This window comes from Streptomyces coacervatus (assembly GCF_029223485.1).
GTDB classification, from domain to species: domain Bacteria; phylum Actinomycetota; class Actinomycetes; order Streptomycetales; family Streptomycetaceae; genus Streptomyces; species Streptomyces coacervatus.
Window position 1 is genome coordinate 178,634 of sequence record NZ_JARHTP010000009.1, and the last position, 21,158, is coordinate 199,791.

Annotated in this window: 13 protein-coding genes; 5 read left to right on the forward strand and 8 right to left on the reverse strand. The window is 72.7% G+C overall.

What is annotated here, in order from left to right; translation table 11 throughout:
- Positions 1-8 precede the first annotated feature (8 nt).
- The 4 genes from P2Q00_RS23195 to P2Q00_RS23210 all read left to right on the forward strand — a co-directional run bounded on the left by P2Q00_RS23195 (position 9) and on the right by P2Q00_RS23210 (position 4,631).
- Complete coding sequence (locus P2Q00_RS23195; RefSeq protein WP_275774581.1) at positions 9-221, forward strand: MbtH family protein; 213 nt, start codon at positions 9-11, stop codon at positions 219-221.
- Positions 222-278: 57 nt separating this feature from the next.
- Complete coding sequence (locus tag P2Q00_RS23200; RefSeq protein WP_275774582.1) at positions 279-1,007, forward strand: thioesterase II family protein; 729 nt, start codon at positions 279-281, stop codon at positions 1,005-1,007.
- A 77-nt stretch (positions 1,008-1,084) separates the two neighbouring features.
- Positions 1,085-1,909 carry an SDR family oxidoreductase gene (locus P2Q00_RS23205; protein ID WP_275774583.1) on the forward strand — a complete coding sequence of 275 codons (825 nt, stop codon included), beginning with the start codon at positions 1,085-1,087 and terminating at the stop codon, positions 1,907-1,909.
- A gap of 46 nt (positions 1,910-1,955) precedes the next feature.
- Positions 1,956-4,631: a non-ribosomal peptide synthetase gene (locus tag P2Q00_RS23210; protein ID WP_275774584.1), complete on the forward strand. Its 2,676-nt coding sequence runs from the start codon at positions 1,956-1,958 to the stop codon at positions 4,629-4,631.
- Here P2Q00_RS23210 and P2Q00_RS23215 read toward each other — a convergent pair.
- Positions 4,603-6,117, reverse strand: a complete 1,515-nt coding sequence (locus tag P2Q00_RS23215) for a tryptophan 7-halogenase (protein ID WP_275774585.1) — start codon at positions 6,115-6,117, stop codon at positions 4,603-4,605. The genes P2Q00_RS23210 and P2Q00_RS23215 overlap by 29 nt on opposite strands.
- Positions 6,114-14,156: a type I polyketide synthase gene (locus tag P2Q00_RS23220; protein WP_275774586.1), complete on the reverse strand. Its 8,043-nt coding sequence runs from the start codon at positions 14,154-14,156 to the stop codon at positions 6,114-6,116. Before P2Q00_RS23220 ends, P2Q00_RS23215 begins: the two co-directional genes overlap by 4 nt.
- 121 nt (positions 14,157-14,277) lie before the next feature.
- Here P2Q00_RS23220 and P2Q00_RS23225 point away from each other — a divergent pair, with 121 nt between their 5' ends.
- The gene (locus P2Q00_RS23225) at positions 14,278-14,403 is read left to right on the forward strand and encodes a hypothetical protein (RefSeq protein WP_275774587.1); all 126 of its coding nucleotides are present in this window, start codon (positions 14,278-14,280) and stop codon (positions 14,401-14,403) included.
- Between the two features lie 160 nt (positions 14,404-14,563).
- On the opposite strand, the gene P2Q00_RS23230 is transcribed toward P2Q00_RS23225, so the two are convergent.
- The 6 genes from P2Q00_RS23230 to P2Q00_RS23255 all read right to left on the reverse strand — a co-directional run bounded on the left by P2Q00_RS23230 (position 14,564) and on the right by P2Q00_RS23255 (position 21,146).
- Positions 14,564-15,256 carry a DUF4232 domain-containing protein gene (locus P2Q00_RS23230; RefSeq protein ID WP_275774588.1) on the reverse strand — a complete coding sequence of 231 codons (693 nt, stop codon included), beginning with the start codon at positions 15,254-15,256 and terminating at the stop codon, positions 14,564-14,566.
- Between the two features lie 180 nt (positions 15,257-15,436).
- Positions 15,437-17,041 carry an MFS transporter gene (locus P2Q00_RS23235; RefSeq protein WP_275774589.1) on the reverse strand — a complete coding sequence of 535 codons (1,605 nt, stop codon included), beginning with the start codon at positions 17,039-17,041 and terminating at the stop codon, positions 15,437-15,439.
- 146 nt (positions 17,042-17,187) lie between these two features.
- Positions 17,188-18,027, reverse strand: coding sequence for a PaaX family transcriptional regulator (locus P2Q00_RS23240; protein WP_275774590.1), 840 nt, complete (start codon positions 18,025-18,027; stop codon positions 17,188-17,190).
- A 31-nt stretch (positions 18,028-18,058) separates the two neighbouring features.
- The gene (locus P2Q00_RS23245; protein WP_275774591.1) at positions 18,059-18,985 is read right to left on the reverse strand and encodes a sugar phosphate isomerase/epimerase family protein; all 927 of its coding nucleotides are present in this window, start codon (positions 18,983-18,985) and stop codon (positions 18,059-18,061) included.
- Positions 18,982-19,590, reverse strand: coding sequence for a nucleoside deaminase (locus P2Q00_RS23250; RefSeq protein WP_275774592.1), 609 nt, complete (start codon positions 19,588-19,590; stop codon positions 18,982-18,984). Before P2Q00_RS23250 ends, P2Q00_RS23245 begins: the two co-directional genes overlap by 4 nt.
- Entirely contained in the window at positions 19,587-21,146 is a 1,560-nt protein-coding gene (locus tag P2Q00_RS23255; protein WP_275774593.1) for a GMC oxidoreductase, read from the reverse strand. Before P2Q00_RS23255 ends, P2Q00_RS23250 begins: the two co-directional genes overlap by 4 nt.
- Positions 21,147-21,158 lie beyond the last annotated feature (12 nt).

Here is a 21,158-nt window from a genome sequence, read left to right on the forward strand (position 1 = left end):
GAATCGCCATGACCACCAACCCCTTCGACGACGACAGCATCGAGCACCTGGTCCTGGTGAACGACGAGGGCCAGCACTCCCTGTGGCCCGCCTTCGCCGAGATCCCGGCCGGCTGGACCGTCGTCCACGGACGTGCCGGCCGCCAGTCCTGCGTGGACTACGTCGACGAGCACTGGACCGACATGCGTCCCAAGAGCCTGATCAAGGCCATGGGCGAGTAGACACCCGCCCGTTCAGCCCCCCCAACGACCGCCCTTCCCAAGGAGAGACCGGCAACCATGCCCACGGACGACCCGACCGACACGACCCACACGACCAAGCTGGTGTGCCTTCCGTACGCCGGAGCGGGCGCCTCGTTCTACCGCCCCTGGGCTGCCCTGGCCGGGGACGCCCTGGAGATCCTGCCGCTCCAACTGCCCGGCCGGGAAAGGCTGATCGACGAGGAGCCCCACCGGGACGTGCACCGGGCCGTCGACGGACTCGTGCCCCAGCTGCGGGAACGGCTCGGCGACGGCGACCACAGGGTGGCCCTCTTCGGGCACAGCCTCGGTGCCGTGCTCGCCTACGAGCTGGCACACCGTCTGGTCGCCGAGCCCGGCGTCGAGCTGGTCCACCTGTTCGTCAGCGGGTCGCCGCACCCCGGCCAGGGCCGTGAACAGCGGGCCACCGGCCTGTCCGACGACGACTTCCTCGCCCGCGTCGGCGAGTTCGCGGGCTACAGCCATCCCGCGCTCGACGACCCGGAGATGCGCGAGATGCTCCTGCCCACCCTGCGCGCCGACGTCGAGATGCACGAGACCTACGTACCGAGCACCCCCCTGCCTCTGGACGCGCCCCTCACGGTCGTCCGGGGCGAGGACGACGCACTGGTCGGCCACGACGACGCCGCGTCCTGGAACAAGGCGTCCGGCCGTGAGTTCGAGCATGTCGAGATCCCCGGCGGCCACATGTATCTGACCGAGTCCGCATCCGCCCTGGTCCGCGTGATCGTCTCGAAGGTGCTCTAGTCGTCCCCCCCTCGCCCCCCTTCCTCCTTTACGACGTCCAGTTACGACTTTCAGTTACGACTTCCAGGGAGTACCCGATGCGTCTGCACGGCAAGTCGGTCCTCATCACCGGCGCCGCCCGCGGACTCGGCAGAGCAGCCGCGGTCGCCTGCGCGGCCGAGGGCGCCGATCTGACCCTGCTGGACATCTGCGCCGACCTGCCGGGCGTGCCCTACCCGCTGGGCACCGTGGGGCAGTTGGAGCACACCGCCGCACTGTGCCGGGACGCCGGCGCGGCCGTCCTCACCGCGGCGGCCGACATCCGCGACACCCGCGGGATGCGGGAGGCGGTGACGCGCGCCGAGGACCGGTTCGGCCGGATCGACGTCGCCGTCAACAACGCGGGCATCGCCGCGCCCTCGGGCAAACCGGTGCACGAGATCGAAGAGGACGAATGGTCCCTGATGATCGACGTGGACCTCTCCGGGGCCTGGCGGCTGATCCGCGAGGTCGGCGGAGCCATGAGCGCCCGGCGCGCCGGCAGCATCGTCAACGTCGCCTCCACCGCCGGGCTCGTCGGCTACCGGCACTTCGCCGGCTATGTCGCCGCCAAGCACGCCGTCGTCGGCCTCACCAAAGCCGCCGCGCTCGACTTCGCACCGACGAAGGTGCGCGTGAACGCGGTCTGCCCGGGGTCGGTGCGCGACGACGCATGGGCCGAGGGCAGGATGCTCGCCGAGATCGCCAGGGCGCTGGAGGTGCCGGTCCACGAGCACGAGAAGACCTTCGTCGAGGCGCAGCCCATGAACGCGCTGATCGAACCCGAGGACGTCGCCGCCGCGATCGTCTTCCTGGCCTCGGACGAGTCCCGGCAGATCACCGGGTCGGTCCTGACCGTGGACGGCGGGTTCAGCATCCGCTGAGCCCTCCCGGACGACGAGAACAACGAGAACAACAAGGAGTACGGCCGTGTCCGCGTTGCTGTCCGATCCCCTCCTCCACGCGACCCACTGCCACGCGCTGCGCGTCCGGTCGGGCCACTCCCCGGACCCCGCGGGCCGGCCTGGGCTGTGGATCGAGGACGTCTCCGTGCCGGCGAGGGACCCTCTCGCGGAGCGCCGACGCGCCATCGAACTGGCCCGGCCGAGCCGCGATCCGCGCAGAGTCCTTCTGCGTTACGCCGACGGCCTGTCGGACCTGATCGTCGTCGCCCCGCGCGGGCGCTGGGACCGTACGGCCCTCGACCGGCTGGCAGCAGGGGAGTCCGTGGCGCCGAACGACGCCCCGCCCGCCACCGGGACGTCGCCGGCCGCGCCCGCTCCCGCCTGGGGCCTGGGCGACGACGGCCCCGCCGCACCCCATGTCGTCGCCCTGGACCATGCAGGCGACGAGGAGAGCTGGCTCACGGCACTCGCCGTCACCCTGCGCCGCTACGACCCCGACACCCAGCCGGTCATCGGCACCGACCACGGCAGCTTCACCGTCGAACCGGCCGCCACCCTCGGCGAGTCGAAGCCCTCCTCCGCGGCGGGCCCCACGCTCACAGGCCTGCTCTTCGACGCCGCCGCCCTTCCCGGCGAGGGCGAGGGCGAGACCGAGTACCGGCCCTGCCTCGCGCCCCCGTTCCCGCTCACCGTCTCCGTCCTCCGGGACTCGGGCGGCCTGCGGCTGCGCTGCGACCACCTGAGCGGTCACTTCTCCGCGGAGATCGCTGCCCGGTTCGTACGGCACCTCGTGCACGTGCACCAGCAGGTCCTGCACCGCCCGCAGACTCCGCCGGACGACGTCGAACTCCTCGACGAGGCGGAGCGGGCCCGCACGGCGGCGCTCGGCCGCCCGCCCCGTGCCCTGACCACCAAGCCGGTGAGTGTGCCCGGGGCGCTCGCCCGGATCGTGGCCGCGACGCCGGACCGCATCGCCGTGACCGACGGCGGAACAGACCTGACCTACCGCGAACTGGACGAGCGGGCCGCCCGGTCGGCACACGGCCTGCGCGCACGCGGAGTCGGCACCGGCGACCGGGTGGGCGTATGTCTGGAACGCTCCGCCGAACTCGTCGTCACCCTGCTCGCCGTGCTGAAGGCCGGCGCGACCTACGTACCCGTCGACCCCGCCCACCCCGCGGACCGGCTCGCCCACACGGCACGGGACGCGGGTCTGGGCGTGGTGATCACCCGGCTGCCGGAGTTCCCGGCCGTGGCGGACTGCGTGCAGGTGACCCCGGACGAGCTGAAGGACGAGCCGCGAGGCGGGTGGCCGGCGCCGGCGGAGAACACGAGCCCTCCGACCCCGTCACCCGATGGCGCCGCCTACGTCATCTACACCTCCGGCTCCACCGGCCGGCCCAAGGGCGTCGTCGTACCCCACCGCAACGTGATCGCTTTGGTCGACGCGACCCGCGACGAGTACGGGCTCTCGGAAGCGGACGTGTGGACCTGGTTCCACTCCAGTGCCTTCGACTTCTCGGTGTGGGAGATCTGGGGCTGCCTGCTGACCGGCGGGCGGCTGGTCGTGGTGCCGTACTTCGTCTCCCGTGAACCGGACCACTTCCGCGACCTGCTCGTCGCCGAGAAGGTCACCGTGCTCAGCCAGACCCCGTCGGCCTTCGCCCAGCTCCTGGACGTCGACCACACCGACGTGTCCGCCCGGCTCGTCGTCTTCGGCGGTGAACCGCTGGACACACGGATGCTGTTGCCCTGGTTCGACCGGCACCCCGAGCGCTCCTGCCGGGTGGTGAACATGTTCGGCATCACGGAGACCACCGTCCACGTCACCGAGCAGACCCTCACCCGGAAGCTGGCGCTCGCCGCCACCCGCTCCGTCGGGCGCGCCCTGCCCGGCTGGCACCTGTACGTGGTGGACCCGGCCGGACGGCTGCTGCCGCCGGGGGTCGCGGGCGAGATATGCGTCGGCGGTGCCGGCGTGGCGCTCGGCTACCTGGGCCAGGAGGAGCTGACCGGCCGGCGGTTCGTACCGGACCCGTTCACCGGCGGCACGATGTACCGCAGCGGCGACCTCGGACGCCTGCGCCCCGACGGGCGGCTCGACCACCTCGGGCGGATCGACAGCCAGGTGAAGATCCGCGGCTTCCGCGTCGAGCTCGACGAGATCCGGTCCGTTCTGCTGGAGGACCCCGACGTGCGCACCGCGGCCGTCCTGGTACGCCGTGACGGCCCGGCGGGCGCCGCCACGGCCAGGATCGACGCCTACGTGACCCTGTCGGCCGGGGGCAACCCCGCCGGGGTCCGCGAGCGGGCAGCCGGCATCCTGCCCGAGTACATGCTCCCTGCCACCGTCACCGCGCTGGATGCACTTCCGCTGACGGCCAACGGCAAACTCGACGCGGCGAAGCTCCCCGCGCCCGCCGTGCTCCGGCCACCGAGGCGGGACACGGCCCCTGCTGCTCCCGCCGCCGACGACCTCACCGTAAGCCTGACGGAGATCTGGAGCGACGTGCTGGGCGTGCCCGTGGACCCGGACGACGACTTCTTCGAGCTCGGCGGCAACTCCCTGTTCGCCGTCCGTATCGGTGCCGCCCTGCGCGCCCGCGGTCTGCCGTCCCTGCGGCTGCGGGAGCTGTACCGGCACCCGACCGTCCGGGAAACGGTGGCGAGTCTCAGGGCCGGTCAGGATCCGTCCATGTGAGCCCGTCCTCCGATGCCACCAGCCCGCCGGGCCGCACCGGCGTCTCCTCCTCCAACGGACCGCCGAAGATGCCCCGTTCCTGCAGGACCGCGCCCTCCTGGAACACCTGGCGGATGGTGGCGGACTCGAAGAGCGGGTTGCGCAGGCCGTCGGAGTCCGGCAGTCGGCCCACCGCAGTGTCGAGCTCCGAGGAGGCCGTCGTCAGCCGGGCGCCCGCCTCCCCGAGCCCGCCGAAGGTCGCGTCGCCGGAGGCCAGGCCGCCCACCAGTTCCACGAACGCCTCCAGTTCCGTGGCGCCCACGTTGGTGACCTTGCGCGCCTTCCAGAAGTACGAGCGCTCGTCCTGGTGCATGTCGTAGAAGGAGACCAGGAACTCGTAGAACAGTCGGTACTCCTGCCGGTAGCGGGCCTCGAACTCGTCGAACAGGCGCCCCTCGTCCAGGGCCCCGGCCAGACCGCTGTTGATGGAGCGGGCCGCGAGCAGCGCACCGTAGGTGGCGAGGTGCACGCCGGAGGAGAGCACCGGGTCGACGAAGCACGCCGCGTCACCGGCCAGCACCATGCCGGGCCGCCACAGCCGGGACTTCCAGTACGACCAGTCCTTGCGGACGCGGACCTGGTCGTACGGCACCTCGGTGGCCTGCGGAACACCGTCGAGGAGGTCGCGGACCTCGGGGCAGGAGTCGATCAGCCGGCGCCAGGCCGCCGCCGGATCCTGCTGGATCCCGGCGGCGTTCTCCCGGCTCACCACCGCTCCCACACTGGTGAGGTCGTCGCGGAGTGGGATGTACCAGAGCCAGCCCTCGTCGAAGGCGGCGCAGAAGATGTTGCCGTCGTTCGGCTTCGGGAGCCGCTTGCCGCCGGCGAAGTAGCCGAACACCGCGATGTTGCGGAAGAAGTCCGAGTACGTGCGGCTGCCGCCGACCTCGGTGTGGATGCGGCTGCCGTTGCCGGAGGCGTCCACGACATAGCGGGCTCGGGCCTCGCGGAGCTCGCCGCCGGGGCCGCTCCAGCTGACGCCCCGCACCCGCTCCTCGTCGGCGAGCACGCCTTTGACACGGCAGTTCTCCCGTACGTCGACGCCGACGCGGCGGGCGTTGTCCAGCAGGATCGCGTCGAACCGGGACCGCTCGACCTGGTAGGCGAACGAGGTCGGGTCGGCCAGCCGGGGAGAGAGCGCGAAGGAGAACTGCCATGGGTCCCGGTTGCGGCCCCACCGGAAGGTCCCGCCGCGCTTCACCTTGAAGCCCGCCCGCGCGACCTCGTCCTCGACGCCCAGGATGCGGCACACACCGTGCACGGTGGAGGGCAGCAGCGACTCGCCGATCTGGTAGCGGGGGAACGTCTGCTGTTCCAGCACCAGGACGCGGTGGCCGCGCAGCGCGACGGCGGTGGCGGCGGTCGCCCCGGCCGGGCCGCCGCCCACGACGATCACGTCGAACTCCTCAACTGCCCCGCGATCACCGGCGGGTTGTACAACGGTCACTGCTGCCCTCCGAGGGAGTCGAGCCATGCGCGGACGGCCGCCACGGTGGTCGGGGCGTGCTCCTGCATGAACGAGAAGTGGTCGCCCGGGACGTCGACCCGGGTGTGCGGCAGCGGCCAGGACGTCGGCCACTCGTCCGGGCCCGCGCTCGCCGCCATCCCTGGCGTGGGCCGGGCTGCCCCCACCAGCAGGGTCGGGGTGCCGACCGGTTCCGGGTCCCAGCCGAGGAACATGCGGGTGTACGCCCCCAGCGCGGCAACGCCTGCGTCCTCGTCCCCGGCGAACTCGTTGCCGCCCAGACGCGGCGCGATGACCGCGGGCAGGGACAGCAGCCAGTCCTTGTCGCTGTTGCCGTCGCCCACGAGGTAGGTGTCCAGCAGCACCTGCCCGACGGGAGGGGCCCCCATCGCTTCGAGCCGCCGGGTCACCGCGTGCGCCACCGCGCCCCCGGTGCTGACGCCGACGACCGCGAAGGGTCTGCCGCCCACGTGCCGCAGCACCGACTCGGCGTGGGTGAGGGCCAGAGTCTCCCGGTCGGCAGGCACCGCGCTGCCCGCACCGATGCCCGGGTGCGGGAACTCGAGCACGTCCGACTCGCCCTGAAAACAACCGTGGAAGCGGGCGAACTCCCCGCCCGGCGCGGCGAACGCCGGATGGGTGCCGGTGAAGAAGACGAGCACCGGGCCGCCGTCCCGGCCACCGGTGGCGCGCCGCAATGGCGGGAGCGCGTGTCGCCGGCTTTCGGTGGCGTCGAACGTCGGGACCGCCCAGGACGCCGTGACCAGCATCTGCATTGCGGCGACCACCTGACCGGCCTCACAGACGCGCCGGTAGAGCGAGGAAAGGGTCTGCGCCGGCCGGGGATCCGGTGCCCCCTTGGCGTCGGGCGCCGTCTCCGGCAGCTCGTCCTCCAGCTCGTCTGCGAGCAGGCCGAGGATGTGCCGGGCCAGCCCCTGAGTCGTCGGGTGCTCGAACACCACGGCGGCCGAGAGCCGCAGCCGCAGAGCCATGCTCAGCCGGTTGCGGACCTGCACCGCCATCAGGGAGTCGAAGCCCAGCTCGGCGAAGGACTTGCCGGCCGGAAGCGCATCGGCGTCCGGGTGGCCGAGCACCGCCGCGACATCGGCGTTCATCAACTCCGTGAGCCTGCCTTCCCGTTCAGCGGCGGGAAGAACGGCCAGCACCTGACGCCATGCCCCCGGCTCCCACGGCCGCTCCGGGCCGGGTCGCACCTTCTCGACGGCGGGTGTACGAGGGCGCACCAGCCCGTGCAGGAGCGGCGGCAACGGCCCCTGGGCGGAACGGAGGTCGGCCCGGTCCAGCAGGACGGGCGCGAGTACGGGTTCGCCCTCGCGGAGTGCCGCGTCGAACAGGGCCAGGCCCTGCGCCGTGGACATGGGCCGGAGTGCGTCGCCTTGCCGTTGCTGCGGGCCCGCCATGCCCGCTGCGGCCTCCCACGGGCCCCACGCCAAGGACAAGGCGGGCAGCCCGAGGTGGGAGCGGTGGTGGGCCAGGGCGTCCAGGAAGGAGTTCGCCGCCGCGTAGTTGCCCTGGCCGGCGCGGCCCAGCAGGCCGGACACCGAGGAGAACAGGACGAACGCCGACAGCTCCAGGTCCCGCGTCAGCTCGTGCAGATGCCAGGCCGCGTCCGCCTTCGGCCGCAGCACCGCGGCCATCCGCTCGGGGGTCAGCGAGGCCAGTACCCCGTCGTCCAGCACCCCGGCGGCATGCACCACGGCGGTCAGTGCGGGCTCACAGCCGGCGATCACCTCGGCCAGCGCGGCACGGTCGGCCGCGTCGCAGGCCACGATCCGCACCTCGGCACCCAACTCCTCCAGGGCGCCCCGCAGTTGCCCGGCACCCGGCGCCTGCGGCCCCTGACGCCCGGTGAGCAGCAGATGCCGTACGCCATACGCGGTGACGAGATGGCGGGCGAGCGCCGCACCCAGAGCACCGGTACCGCCGGTGATCAGGACGGTGCCGTCCGGGCGGAAGGCGGAGCCCGGCCCTGCCGCGGTCGCTGCGGCCAACCGGGGAACCGTCAACTGCCCGCGTCGGATCGCGAGTTGGGGCTCTCCGGTGGCCACCGCTGCGGGCAGCTGCCGTAGTGACTCGGGCCGTTCTTCCACGTCGACCAGGACGATCCGCCCGGGCAGCTCCGCCTGGGCCGCGCGCACCAGCCCCCACACCGCGGCTCCGGCCAGATCCGGCTCCGGCGAAGTGACGTCCCGGGTGACGACCACCAGGCGCGAGCCCGCCGTCCGCGGGTCGTCCTGCCAGTCCTGCAGCGTGCGGAGCACCCTCCCGGTCAGCAGATGTACGGCGGCCAGGGGGTCGGTTTGCGGCTCCGGACCGACGGCCGTGACGACGACGGTGTCCGGCTCGGGCGGGGCAGAGTCGGCCAGGCCGGGTATCGAGTCGCTCAGGGCCAGTTCGTCGTCGAGGAGGACCCAGCGTGCGGTGACCGCGGCGGCGTCGCCTTCCACTGCGGTCCACTCGGGGCGGAACAGGGCACGCCCCGCCAAGTCCTCGGCTGTGGTGGGAAGTTCGCGCATGGTCAGGGAATCCACCCGGGCCACCGGGCGTCCCGCCGGGTCTTCGAGCAGCACCGCGACCGTGTCCGTCTTGCCCGCGGTGACCCGTACCCGCAACTCCGTGGCGCCCGCCGCGTGCAGACGGAACCCGTTCCATGCGAACGGCACCCGGACCGCGTCCGCCCCCGGTGCGGAGCCCGCCAGCAGCGGAGCGTGCAGGGCCGCGTCGAGCAGGGCCGGATGGATCCCGAAGCGGTCGGCGCGGGCCAACTCCGATTCGGGCAGCCGGACTTCGGCGAACAGTTCGTCGCCGCGCCGCCACAGCGCCCGTACGCACCTGAAGGCCGGCCCGTAGGCGAGACCGGCGTCGGCGAGGCTGTCGTAGGCGGCGGTGAGATCGATCTCGGCTGCGCCCTGCGGCGGCCACACCGTTTCCTGCGGTGAGGGTCCGGCGGGCGCCGGCCCGAGCAGGCCTGTGGCATGCCGGGTCCAGGCGGGGTCATGCGTGTCCGGGCCGTCGGGCCGCGCGTGGATGTCGACCGGGCGCCGGCCCGACTCGTCCGCCGCGCCCACGACGACCCGGATGTGCACCTCGGTCGCCGCGGGCAGGGTGAGCGGGGCCAGGACCAGCAGCTCGTCGAGCGCCCCGCAGCCGATCTCGCCGCCCGCCCGAACGGCCAGCTCAACGAACGCTGTTGCCGGTACGAGGACCGTCCCGGCGACCGTGTGGTCGCGGAGCCACGGCTGGGCCGTGGGGGACAGGACACCGGAGAAGACGGTGCGGTCGGTGTCCGGCACGGCGAACCCGGGGCCGAGCAGCGGATGGCCGTGCGCGGAGACCTCGGGACCCGGGGTGCGTGGTGCGTCCAGCCAGTAGCGCTGCCGCTGGAAGGCGTACGTCGGCAGGTCCACCCGTCGGGCTCCGGTGCCCGCGAACACGGCGGGCCAGTCGACGCGTGCCCCGCGCACATGGAGCCGGGCCAGAGCGGACAGGAGAGCCTCCGGCTCGGGCTCGCCGCCGCGCAGGGAGGCGGCGCACAGCGCGCCGTCGGCCACGCAGTCCTCGGCCGCGGCGGCGAGCCCGGCGCCGGGGCCGATCTCCAGGAACGCCGAGACTCCGTCGTCCGCGAGCCATTGCACGGCGTCGGCGAACCGCACCGGCAGCCGCGCATGCCGTACCCAGTACTCCGGGGCACACAGCTCCCCGGCCTCGACCGGGCGGCCCGTCACGGCCGAGACCACGGGTATCCGCGGCGGACGGAAGGGCAGCCCCTCGGCGACCCGACGGAAGTCGTCGAGCATCGGCTCCACCAGCGGTGAGTGGAAGGCGTGGCCGACCCGCAGGCGTACGGTCCTGCGGCCGCGCGCCTCGAACCCGGCCGCGACGGCGAGCACTGTCTCCCGTACGCCTGAGATCACCACCGAGCGCGGCCCGTTGAGGGAGGCGATCGCCACCAGGTCGCCCGCGTTCTCCAGCGCGGCGAGGACCTCCTCCTCCGTCGCGTGCAGGGCCATCATCGCCCCGCCGGCGGGCAGGGCCTGCATCAACCGGCCGCGGGCCGCGACCAGGTGCGCCGCGTCGGGCAGCTCCAGTACCCCGGCGACATGGGCCGCCGCCAGTTCCCCCACGGAGTGGCCGGTCAGGAAGTCGGCCCGCACGCTCCAGGACTCCAGCAGCCGGAACAGCGCCACCTCGAAGGCGAACAGACCGGCCTGGGTGAAGTCCGTACGGTCGAGCAGGGCGGCCCGCGGCGAACCCCGCTCCGCGGAGAGCACCTGGCCAAGAGGCTGTTCGAGGTGGTCGTCGAGTTCCCGGCAGACGTCGTCGAAGGCGGTGGCGAAGACGGGGAACGCCGCGCGCAACTCCGCGCCCATACGGACACGTTGGGCTCCCTGGCCGGTGAACAGGAAAGCCGTGCGCAGGCCTGGATCCGCGACGGCCCGCATCGGGCCGATGCCGTCGCCGCCCGCTGCGAGTGCGTCGAGAGCCGTCAGCATGCGTGCCCGGTCGTCGGCCGGCACCATCGCCCGGTGGGCGAGCGCCGGCCTGGATACGGCCAGGGAGACACCGACGTCGGCCGCGGAGAGGTCGGGGTGGGCCTTGAGGTGGTCCGCGAGGCGGCGGGCCTGCGCATGGAGGGCTGCCTCGTCGGAGCCGGAGAGCAACCAGGGCGTTGCCGCTGAGGGGGCTGCGGCGATGTGCCGTCGTTCGGCTGCGGCGCCGTTGTGGCTGGTCGCGCAGTTCCCCGCGCCCCTTTGGGGGGCTGCCGCTGCCCCAGGCTCTTCCAGGATCACGTGCGCGTTCGTGCCGCCGATACCGAAAGCCGACACCCCCGCCCGGCGTGGGTCGCTGTCCCTCGCCGGCCACGGGCGGGGCTCGGTCAGCAGTTGAACTCGGCCGGCGGACCAGTCGACGTGTGGTGTGGGGTGTTGTGCGTGCAGGGTCCGCGGTAGTTCCCCGTGGTGCAGGGCCTGCACCATTTTGATGACTCCGGCTACTCCCGCGGCCGCCTGGGTGTGGCCGAGGTTGGACTTGACCGAGCCGAGCCACAGCGGCGGCCGGTCCTCGGGCCGCTTCTGGCCGTAGGTGGCCAGCAGGGCCCGCGCCTCCAGTGGGTCGCCGAGCGTGGTGCCCGTGCCGTGCGCCTCCACCGCGTCCACGTCCTCGGGGCGCAGCCCCGCGTCGGCCAACGCCCGGGATATCAGCCGCTGTTGGGCCTGGCCGCTGGGGGCCGTCAGCCCGTTGGACGCGCCGTCGGAGTTGACCGCGGAGCCGCGCAGCACGGCCAGCACCGGATGGCCGTGGCGCCGCGCGTCGGACAGCCGTTCCAGCAGCACCAGGCCGGCGCCCTCGCCCCAGGCGGTGCCGTCCGCCGTGGCCGAGAACGACTTGCAGCGGCCGTCGGGCGACAGACCGCGCTGCCGGCTGAACGCCGTGAACGGCTTGGGAGTCGCCATCACCGTGACCCCGCCCGCCAGGGCGAGCGAGCACTCCCCGGACCGCAGCGCCTGCGCCGCCCAGTGCAGCGCCACCAGCGAGGAGGAGCACGCGGTGTCGATGGTGATCGAGGGCCCGTGCAGGCCGTACACGTACGAGATCCGGCCGGAGGCCACGCTGCCGGCCGAGCCCAGGGCGAGATGGGCCTCCAGTTCGTGCGTGGTGAAGCGGGCGGAGTAGTCGCCGTGCATCACGCCCACGAACACGCCGGTGTCGCTCTCGCGGATCGCGGCCGGGTCGATGCCCGCCCGCTCCCAGACCTCCCACGACGTCTCCAGCAGCAGCCGCTGCTGCGGATCCATGGCCAGCGCCTCGCGCGGCGAGATCCCGAACAGGCCCGCGTCGAACTCCGCTGCCCGGTGCAGGAATCCGCCGCGGCGCGTGTACGAGGTGCCGGTGCGGTCCGGATCGGGATCGTAGAGGGCGGCCAGGTCCCAGCCCCGGTCGGTGGGGAAGTCCGAGGTCGCGTCCCGGCCCTCCGACACCAGCCGCCACAGGTCCTCGGGGGAGTCGACGTCGCCTGGCAGCCGGCAGCCCATGGCGACGATCACCACCGGATCCTCCCTGCCCGCTTCGGCGGCGGAGGGTGGCAGAGTCGCCGGACCCGGGGCGAAGAGGGTGCTGTGCAGGTGCCGGGCCAGTGCGGCCGGTGTGGGGTGGTCGAAGACCAGCGTCGAGGGGAGCCGCAGCCCGGTCGCCTCGCCGAGCCGGTCGACGAGCGTGACGGCACCCGCGGAGGTCAGGCCGAGGTCGGTGAACGGGCCGTCGGCGTCGAGCCGTTCGTACGGTCCGCCGGCGCAGACCGCGGCCGTCTCGGCGAGCACCGCCTCGCGCAGCGCGCGCTCCCGCCCCTCCGGCGCCAGCGACAGCAGCCGCTGCCGCAGGGAACCCGCTGCGGCGGTGGGGGAGTCGAGGGCCGGAGGGGCGCCGGTCGCGGGCCGGGCCGCCCCCGTGACGACCGTATGGCGGGCGATCTTGCCGGATGCCGTGCGCGGGACGGCCGCGATCTCGCGGATCTCGACGGGCAGTTTGTACTCGGCCAGCCGGCTGCGACACGCGTCGAGGACCTGCCGCGGGTCGAACCCTTCCGGTCCCGGGACGACGTAGGCCACCGGGACCTCGCCGAGGACGTCGTGCTCCACGCCCACCACCACCGCGTCCCGCACGCCCGGGCAGCGCAGCAGGGCCTGTTCGATCTCCGTGGGGTGGATGTTCTCCCCGCCGCGGATGATCAGCTCGCTGACCCGGCCGGTGAGGGTGAGATGACCGTGTGCGACGCGCCGGCCGAGGTCCCCGGTGCGGTACCAGCCGTCCCGCAGTGCGGCCTCGGTCTCCTGCGGCCGGTTGTGGTAGCCGGTCATCAGGCTCGGGCCGCGCACCCAGAGCTCGCCCTCGTCGCCGTCCGCGACATCGTTGCCGGAGCCCGGATCGACGACGCGCACCTCGATGCCCGGGACCGGCGGCCCGCACGAACCCTCCACCCGCGGCCCCTCCGGACGGTTCACCGCGATCATGCCGCAGGTCTCGGTGGAGCCGTACGCGTCGAGGAGCGGAGCCCCCAACAAGTCCTCCACCGCCCGGCGCAGGGCGGGCGCGCTGGGTGCGCCCGCCACGATGCACGTCCGCAGCGCCGGAGGGGCGACGGCACCCCCGGCCGACGCCAGCAGCTGGTGGTAGGTGGCGGGCACCCCGGCCAGGACGGTGTAGGGAGCGCCCAGCGCTTCGTGCGGTGTGTGCAACTCCCGCAACAGGCCGTCGGGCGGGAGGAGTTCGGCGGTGATCCTGGCGCTCGCGCCGACGGCGGTGACCCCCAGGACGGCAAGGGAGTGCCCGAAGCTGTGGAACAGCGGCAGCGGCCACAGCAGCCGGTCCGCGGACGAGAGCCCGAAGAGCGGGGCGTAACAGGCCGACGGCGACCACAGGGCGGCACGCTGCGTGGACAGCACGCCCTTGGGGCGGTGCGTGGTGCCGGAGGTGTAGAGCATCCAGGCGGGTTCGTCGAGCCCGAGATCGTCCCGGGGCGGCCCGGCGGAAGAGGGCTCGGCGGCAATGTCACGGAAGAGGACGGTGCCGTCCGGGGCGTCCTCGGGGACCGGTCCCGGGCCGGTGAGCAGGATGCGCATACGGCGCTGCCCGGGGCCGAGGCGGTGCAGCCGGGCCAGGCGCGCGGGGTCGGTGACGAGGACCGAGGCGCCGCTGTCCTGGAGGAAGTGGGCGAGTTCGGCGTCGGAGGACCGGGGATTGAGCGGCACCCCGACCGCCCCCGACCTGACGACGGCCAGCACGCTCTCCACCGTCTCCACACAGTTGCCCAGGCAGATCGCGACCCGGTCACCCCGCCGAAGGCCGGTCCGGGCGAGGTGTGCGGCAATTCGCCCGGTGCGCCGCTCCAACTCCGCATAGGTGACGGCGCGCACATCGTCGGCGAACGCCACCCGTGACGGTGCCTGCTCCGCGTGCGCCTTCAGCAGCTCCGGCAGTGGCCGGATCAGCCCGTCGTGCGTCATGTTCCCGCCCCCTCCGGCCCGTGCTCGGCACGACGGCCGCCAATCCCCTTGCAGGTCAATGGTGTTGAGCCTACGGGGAGCAGGGGACCTACTGAGGACCGGGCTCCGACGGAAGCCAGTCGTGGCCGCTCAGCGCCTGCGGCGCCTGGTGCTGCATCTGCTCGGCCGCCACGCGGGCCTCCGCCACGACGTCACCGCGCTCACGCAGCAGGCTTTCGTAGACCGGCAGATGATCGTCTCCGGCTGAGTTGGGTGTCACAGTCTGGTCCTTGTCCGTATAGAGCTGGCCGGCCACGGGTCCCGTGACCGACCAGCAAATAAATCAGGGCAGGCAGACCGATTTGAGGAGAACGAGAACCTGTTCAGTGTCCATGGTGAAAAAGTCCTGTGGGCTCAGTCCTGTGGGCTCAGGACGTCGCGGCCGATACGGCCGTGGCGGTCACCGTGTTGTCGCACTCCGCGAAGACGCCGTCGTCCAGGGCGACCTGGTGTGCCCCGGAGCCCGGCAGGCCGATCACCATGGTCGGGTAGGAGGCCGGCTGTGCGCCGGACTTGCAGTAGCCGTCCGCCTCGCCCTGGACCTGGACGAAGGTCAGCTTCAGCGAGGCCTTGCTGCCCGGAGCCAGCCGGACCGGCGCGGCGGAGCCCGTGGGCGTCACCTTCAGCGGGGCGTTGTGCTGCGGGGAACCGTTGGCGGCGCCGGCCACCGTGGGGTGGCCCTGAAGGGTGCACGGCTGGGCGGAGACATTGGTGAACTCGACCACCGCCGCTCCGGTTCCGGTGCCGTCCGGGCGGTCGGCGGCCTGGTGTGCGGTCACCTTCAGGGCGGTGGCCGCGCACGTCTTCACGGCCGTACCCGTGGAGCCGGACCCGGATATGGGGGATGCCTTTGCCGTCGGGGCCTTCGTCGTGGGCGCGCCCGCGGGCGCCGGGGCCGTCGTGCCCGGTGTGGTGGAAGCGGACGGCGCGCTGCTCGGCGCCGTCGACGGTGATTCGGCGCCCGCCTTGGAGCCGCCGGCCTGACACGCGGTCACCGACAGGGCGGCGGAGAGCGCGGCGATCGCCACTGCGGCCTTGCGGATGCCGTTCACGTGCTGCATGAAATCCCCCGGATTCGGATGGTGCGGGGCCGGTCCTCGCCGGCACCCGACCATGGAGACAGACCTGCCTCACCGGGGGTTTCTCCTGTGGATCAGCTGTGACACTCGTGGATCTTCTGTGACAGTGCGGTGACGAGACGGCACCGGCCGGGTGGACCGGCGCCGTCTCCTGAGGGCGGGTCAGACGGCCGCGGGCTCCTCCTCCTTCGCGATGCCCACCGTCGCGTCCTGGTCGCCCTTGCCGCGCAGCGCGACCACGCTGAGGAGGCAGCAGGCCAGGGCCGCGATGCCGCAGACCACGTAGCCGATCGCATAGCCGTTGCCGAGGGCCTCCAGGGCGAGCGGAACCGCGCCGCCCGGCGGGGAGGACGGCGGTACGGAGTTGGAGGCGAGCGGGCCGCCCTGAGCGGCCACCTGCCCGGCCGCCGCCTTGACCTCGGCGGACAGAGGGGAGGCGGCCAGCTTAGAGGTGAACTCGTCCGCCGCGCGGCTCAGCGCGATCGCGCCGATGACCGCCGGGCCGAGCGTGAAGCCGAAGTCGCGCAGCAGGCTCGTGGAGGCGCTGGCCATGCCCGCGTAGTGGACCTCCACCGTGTTGACCGCGGTCGCGGTGATGGAGGAGACGGTGAGCGCGAAGCCGATGCCGACCAGGCCGATGGGCAGGATCAGCGAGGTCAGGGCCCGGTCGTGGACCGAGAGGGTGGCGGCGATGAAGTCCCCGGTCGCCATCAGTGCCAGACCGGCGCCCAGCACCCACCTCGGGCTGACCTTCTCCAGCAGCCGGGAGATCACCGGCATCAGCAGCAGCGTCCAGGCGTTGAGCAGGATGAACGCGAACGAGCCGCGGAGCGGGCTCTGGTGCTGGATCGGACCGAGCCGGATGCTGGTCGCGTACGCGGTGCCCAGGTAGCTGAACATGCCGACCACCGCGACGAACGACGCCACCGCGAACGCCCGGTTCTTGAACAGGTCGAGCCTCAGCAGGGGGGAATCGGCGCGGAGTTCGGCCACGACGAACAGGCCGACGAAGACCGCCGCGACGAGGTACGCGATCACCACCGGCGTAGCGGTCCAGCCGTCCGCCGGGCCCTGGATCACCGCGTACAGCAGCGCGAACATGCCGATGCCGATGGTGATCTGACCGGCCAGGTCGAGCGAACGGCCTTGTGGGGCGCTGGAGTTGTGCGCCAGCAGCTGGCTGAGCACGGTGCTGATCAGGGCCAGGCCCGTCACGACGACGAAGGCCCAGCGCCAGGAGCCGTAGTTGCCGGTGATGCCGCCCAGGACGGGGGCGACGAAGCCGCCGCTGGACAGGGCCGCCGCCCAGATGGTGATGGTGCGGGCGCGGTCCTTGGCCGAGTGCGTGCCCGCGGCGATCATCGCGAGCGACGTCGGGAACAGCGCCGCCGCGCCCAGACCGGCGATGGCCTGGCCCACCCAGAGCATGTGGATGCCGGTGCTGGCGGCGGCCAGCGCCTCGCCGGCCACCAGCAGTCCGCCGCCGCCGACCAGCAGCCGCTTGCGGCCGAAGAGGTCGCCGAGGACGCCGAAGGTCAGCTCCAGTACGGAGACGGGCAGCAGGAACGCGTCCGAGATCCAGGTCAGCTGCGAACCGACGGGGTGCAGGTCCTCCTGGAAGAGCCCGTTCAGCGTGGCCGGCATGGCCAGGGCGATCTGTGCCAGACAGACCGCGAAGCAGCCGGCGACGAGGGTGCCGACTGGCAGACCGCCGGATGACGGTCCGGCGGCGGTGGAACCGGGTTGAGTGCGCGTTTCGGTGGACACGAGGGGCTCCCCTTTGAGCGGTTTTTTCGGGGGATGACGGTGCCGAGAAAGCGCTGCGAATGTAGGGCAGTTTTTCGACGGCGGTCAATGGGTTGCCCAATATTGCCGGGCGGACCTCTCCCCCGCAGGGTGGTGCTCGACGAGTCCTAGGAGGTCGCCACTGTGATCACGTCCAGCGCGCTCCGGGCTTCCTGGTCGGCCAATTCGGCGTAACGATGAGCGAGTTCACGGAAGAGATCCTCCGCACGGGCCGCCGGCCAGTCCCCGGGCAGGTGCTCGGCAGACAGGTGCGGATCCTGGCGGACCTGTTCCAGCCAGTCGGTGTGCAGCAGCAGCTGCCGTACGAGCGCGTCCACCGGATCGCCGGCCTCCGTGCTCCAGCGGGCCAGGAACGCCTCGTACCCCTTGGCGACGGACTCCACGTCGAAGGCCGTGTGCAGGCCCGTCCGGGCGTCGGTCGGGGCGACGGCCGTGGCGCCCTGGAAGACCCGCAGATACGGGTCGAGGCCGAGCCCCGCGACCACCGCGGGCACGTCCACCGTGCCGGGCGCCACCCACAGGCCGTTCTGCAGCGGGCCGAAACCGCTCCACAGCAGCCGCGAGCGCAGATCATGCCGCTCGCTGCGCCACGCCTCCGGGAGGGAGAAGCCGACCAGGGTCCAGGTGCCGTCCCAGGTGCGGTTGACCGCACCGGTGTGCCAGATGCGGTCGTGGCCGTCCCGCAGGACGCGGGTGGCCCGGGGCGTCGGGCCGAAGTACGTCTTACGGCCCCTGCGGTGCCGCTCCAGCAGGCCGCGCTTGACCATACGGGTGAGCGTGGACCGTACGGCGTCCTCGGTGATCTGGGCCTTGCCGAACACGTCGATCAGGCTGCTCGCCGACAGGGCGACGTCCCGGCCGAGGGCGTGAATGCCGAAGAAGCTCAGCATCAGCGACTGCGGCCGGGGTGCGCTGCCCGCCTGGTCCGACGGATCGAAGCTGGTCACGGGGCAAGGGTAGATCTGCTCCCGGGACCGATCATTCCCGGGCCGCCATCGCGACCTGGGTCCCCGCGCGGAGCGCGGCGACGGGATCGGCCGCCTCGTCCAGCTCGATGAGCACGGTGCCGGCGCCCGGGGTGCGGGACATCGCGTCGGCCCAGCCGCGCCAGTCGACGATGCCCGTGCCCGGTGCGGTCATGTACGGCTGCTGTCGGGCGAAGATCGTTTCGTCGATGGTGAGGTGGACGTCGATCGGTCTGACCGCGTCCTTCCAGTGCGCCAGTGCGATGCGCGGTCCGTGGCGACGCGCCACCGCGACGGGGTCGCCCCCGCCGAGCGCGATGTGGCAGGAGTCGGGGCACAGCCACACGTAGCGCGGGTCGGTCAGCGCCATGAACAGGTCGATGTCGCGCTCGTACCAGAGCGTGCTGTGCGACTCCGTGTGGAGAGCGAGCTTCACACCGTGCCGGGAGACGGCCTCGCCGACCGCGTGCGCAATGTCGGCCATCCGCGTCATGTACGCGGCGTCGACGAAGAAGGGCGGGCGCGTCCCGAACGTCGTGCGCATGGGCAGCCCGGTCACGAGGAGCTCCGCCCCAGCTTCGGCGAGGAAGGCCGCGCGGCGCTCGGCGTCGGCGACGATCGCGGGCAGATCGTGGGAGTGCCGCCAGTCGGGGGCTTCGCCGTCGGCGATGAAGGCACTCACCACCGACAGGCCGCGGGCGGCGAGTTCACGGCGGAAGGAGTCCGCGCTGCCGAAGGCCTGCAGCGCCGAGTCGATGCCACCGGGGGCGAAGGTCAGCTCGATGCCGGTGACTCCTGCCTCGGCCAGGGTGTCCATCACCCGTGTCCAGAAGTCCTCGGGGTGGTCGAGGGCCCACTCGCGCAGGGCGTCGGCGGAGTCGAGTCCCCAGAAATCCGGGTGGTAGAAGGTGACGACGTCGGTCGCGAACCGCGGTGTCATTCGGCACCCCCGCGGGCGTTGTAGACGGTCACGTCCGCGGCGTCGACGGCCTCCCGGTAGGCGCGGAACACGGCAAGGGCCTCGTTCCGCAGCACATCCCCCGTGACCTTGATGCCGCGAGCCTCGAACTGCTCGGCCCAGTCCGCCCCGAGCGGGCCCTCGTCGAAGGTGGTGATCTCCTCCAGTTCCGGGCCCTCGCCGGCCACCACGAGTCCGCGTACCCCGGACCACATGGTGGCGCCGTAACACTGCACACACGGACGCCAGTTGACGACCAGCTCGTGTGCCGGCATGCCGTCGCCGCCGAGGTCCCAGCCGCCGGTGGCACGCTGGGCCAGGCCGAGCGCGACGACTTCGGCGTGTGCGCTGGAGACGCCCGAGGCGAGCACGACGTTCACGCCGACCGAGACGATCCGGCCGGTGTCCTGCTCGGCGACGAGCGCCGCGAACGGACCGCCGTTGCGCTCACGCCAGTTGCGGTCGGCGAGACGGTGCACCAGGCGCATCCGGTCCTCGCGGCCGGGGATCACGGCGGGCACGTCGGCCAGCTCGTCGTCGATCCACGCCGGCAGTGCCACGCGGTATTCCCTGGCGATGTCGATCACGATCGGACTTCCTCTCCAAATGCCTTACGGCGTACGGCAGTTGCGGTAGTGCATACGGCGACGGCACGCGCGGCCCGCACCGCGGTCACCGCGCCGGTCAGGGTGACATTGGCGGCCATCGCGGTGGGGATCACGCCGTTGCCGGCCAGGTACAGGTTGTCGTAACCCCACACCTTGCCGTCCGGGTCGCACACGCTGGTGCCGTCGTCGGCGCGGCCGGCCCGGACGGTGCCGGTCAGGTGCAGCGACGAACCGGGCGGGAGCAGCGCGCTCTCGCTCGCCGGGTCGAAGGGACCGAACTCCTCGGCCAGCGAACGGACTTCGGCCAGTCCCCGCTGTATCAGCGCACGGTCGGTGTCGGAGTAGGTGAACTCGATGCCGATCCGCGGCATCCCGGCGAGGTCGGTCTCGGCCGTCGAGAAGACGAGGCGGTTCTCGGGGCGTGACTCGATCGGGGCGTACAGCGAGAGGCCCACGGAGTGCGCGAGGGGGCAGCCGTCCTCGTCGATGTAGGTCCGGTTCATGATCTGGCCGTGGAACGGCTGCGCGGCTCCGTTCTGCGGCAGCCAGAGCGAGTCGGTGCTGAACTCGCCGGGCCGCGGCAGCGGGAGCGCGTCGAGGTGGAGGCCGAACCGGTCGAGGTCGAGCAGCACCCGGGCGGTGATGAACGCGTGCTCGTTGAGGTGGCGGCCCAGCGCCTCGGGCCTGATGCCCGAGGCGAACAGCAACTGAGGCGTGCGCAACGCGTCGGCGCACACCACCACGGCGTCGGCGAGGAGCTCAGAGGTGGCGCCGTCGGCGACACGGCGCAGCCGGACGCCGTCCACCCGGCCGTCGTCGGACACGAGCAGCCCCGTCGCAAGGGTTCCCGTCACCAGCGTGAAGGCGGGGTCCCCGCCCGTCGCGATCGCAGGGAAGACGGTGCCCGGAGCCGTGCGCGGCATCGGGCCCGAGGCCGTCGCGGCGACCGCCATGGGCATCGGCTGCGGGCGCCGCTCCTGCGGTCCGACGCGGTCGTAGCGGCGGCGCAGCACGTCGAGCACCACCCGGCCCACCCCGGTCGGGCCGATCGCGGCGGGTGTGACCGCGAGCACTCGGCGCGCGGTCTCCAGGTCCGCCGCCCAGTGCGCCGGGTCGCCGAAGTCGAAGACCTCGTCCCCGGCGGGCCACGGCGTCGCGGCGGTCCAGTGCACACCCATGCCCCCCGCGTTCCACGCCAGCGCGGCCTGAGGCATCGCCTCGGCGTCCTCTCCGAGGGCGAGCGCGTGGTACATGCCGGGCGGCAGACCGGGGAGGCTGTCGGTGACCTCGCGCACCACCTCGGCGCCCGTGTACATGCCCTGGATTCCGGTGGCGACCTGTTCGTTGTAGCGCGACCACAAGGCCGGGTCGTCGAGATCGTGCAGATGCAGGCCGGGCGCCTCGCCGATCGCGCTGCCGCCGTCGACCATGGTGATCGCCAGCGCCGGATCGGTCTCGCGCAGCAGCCGGGCCACGACGGATCCCATGATGCCGCTGCCCACGATGAGGACGTCGGCATGGGGTGTACGGGTCACAGTGAGACTCCA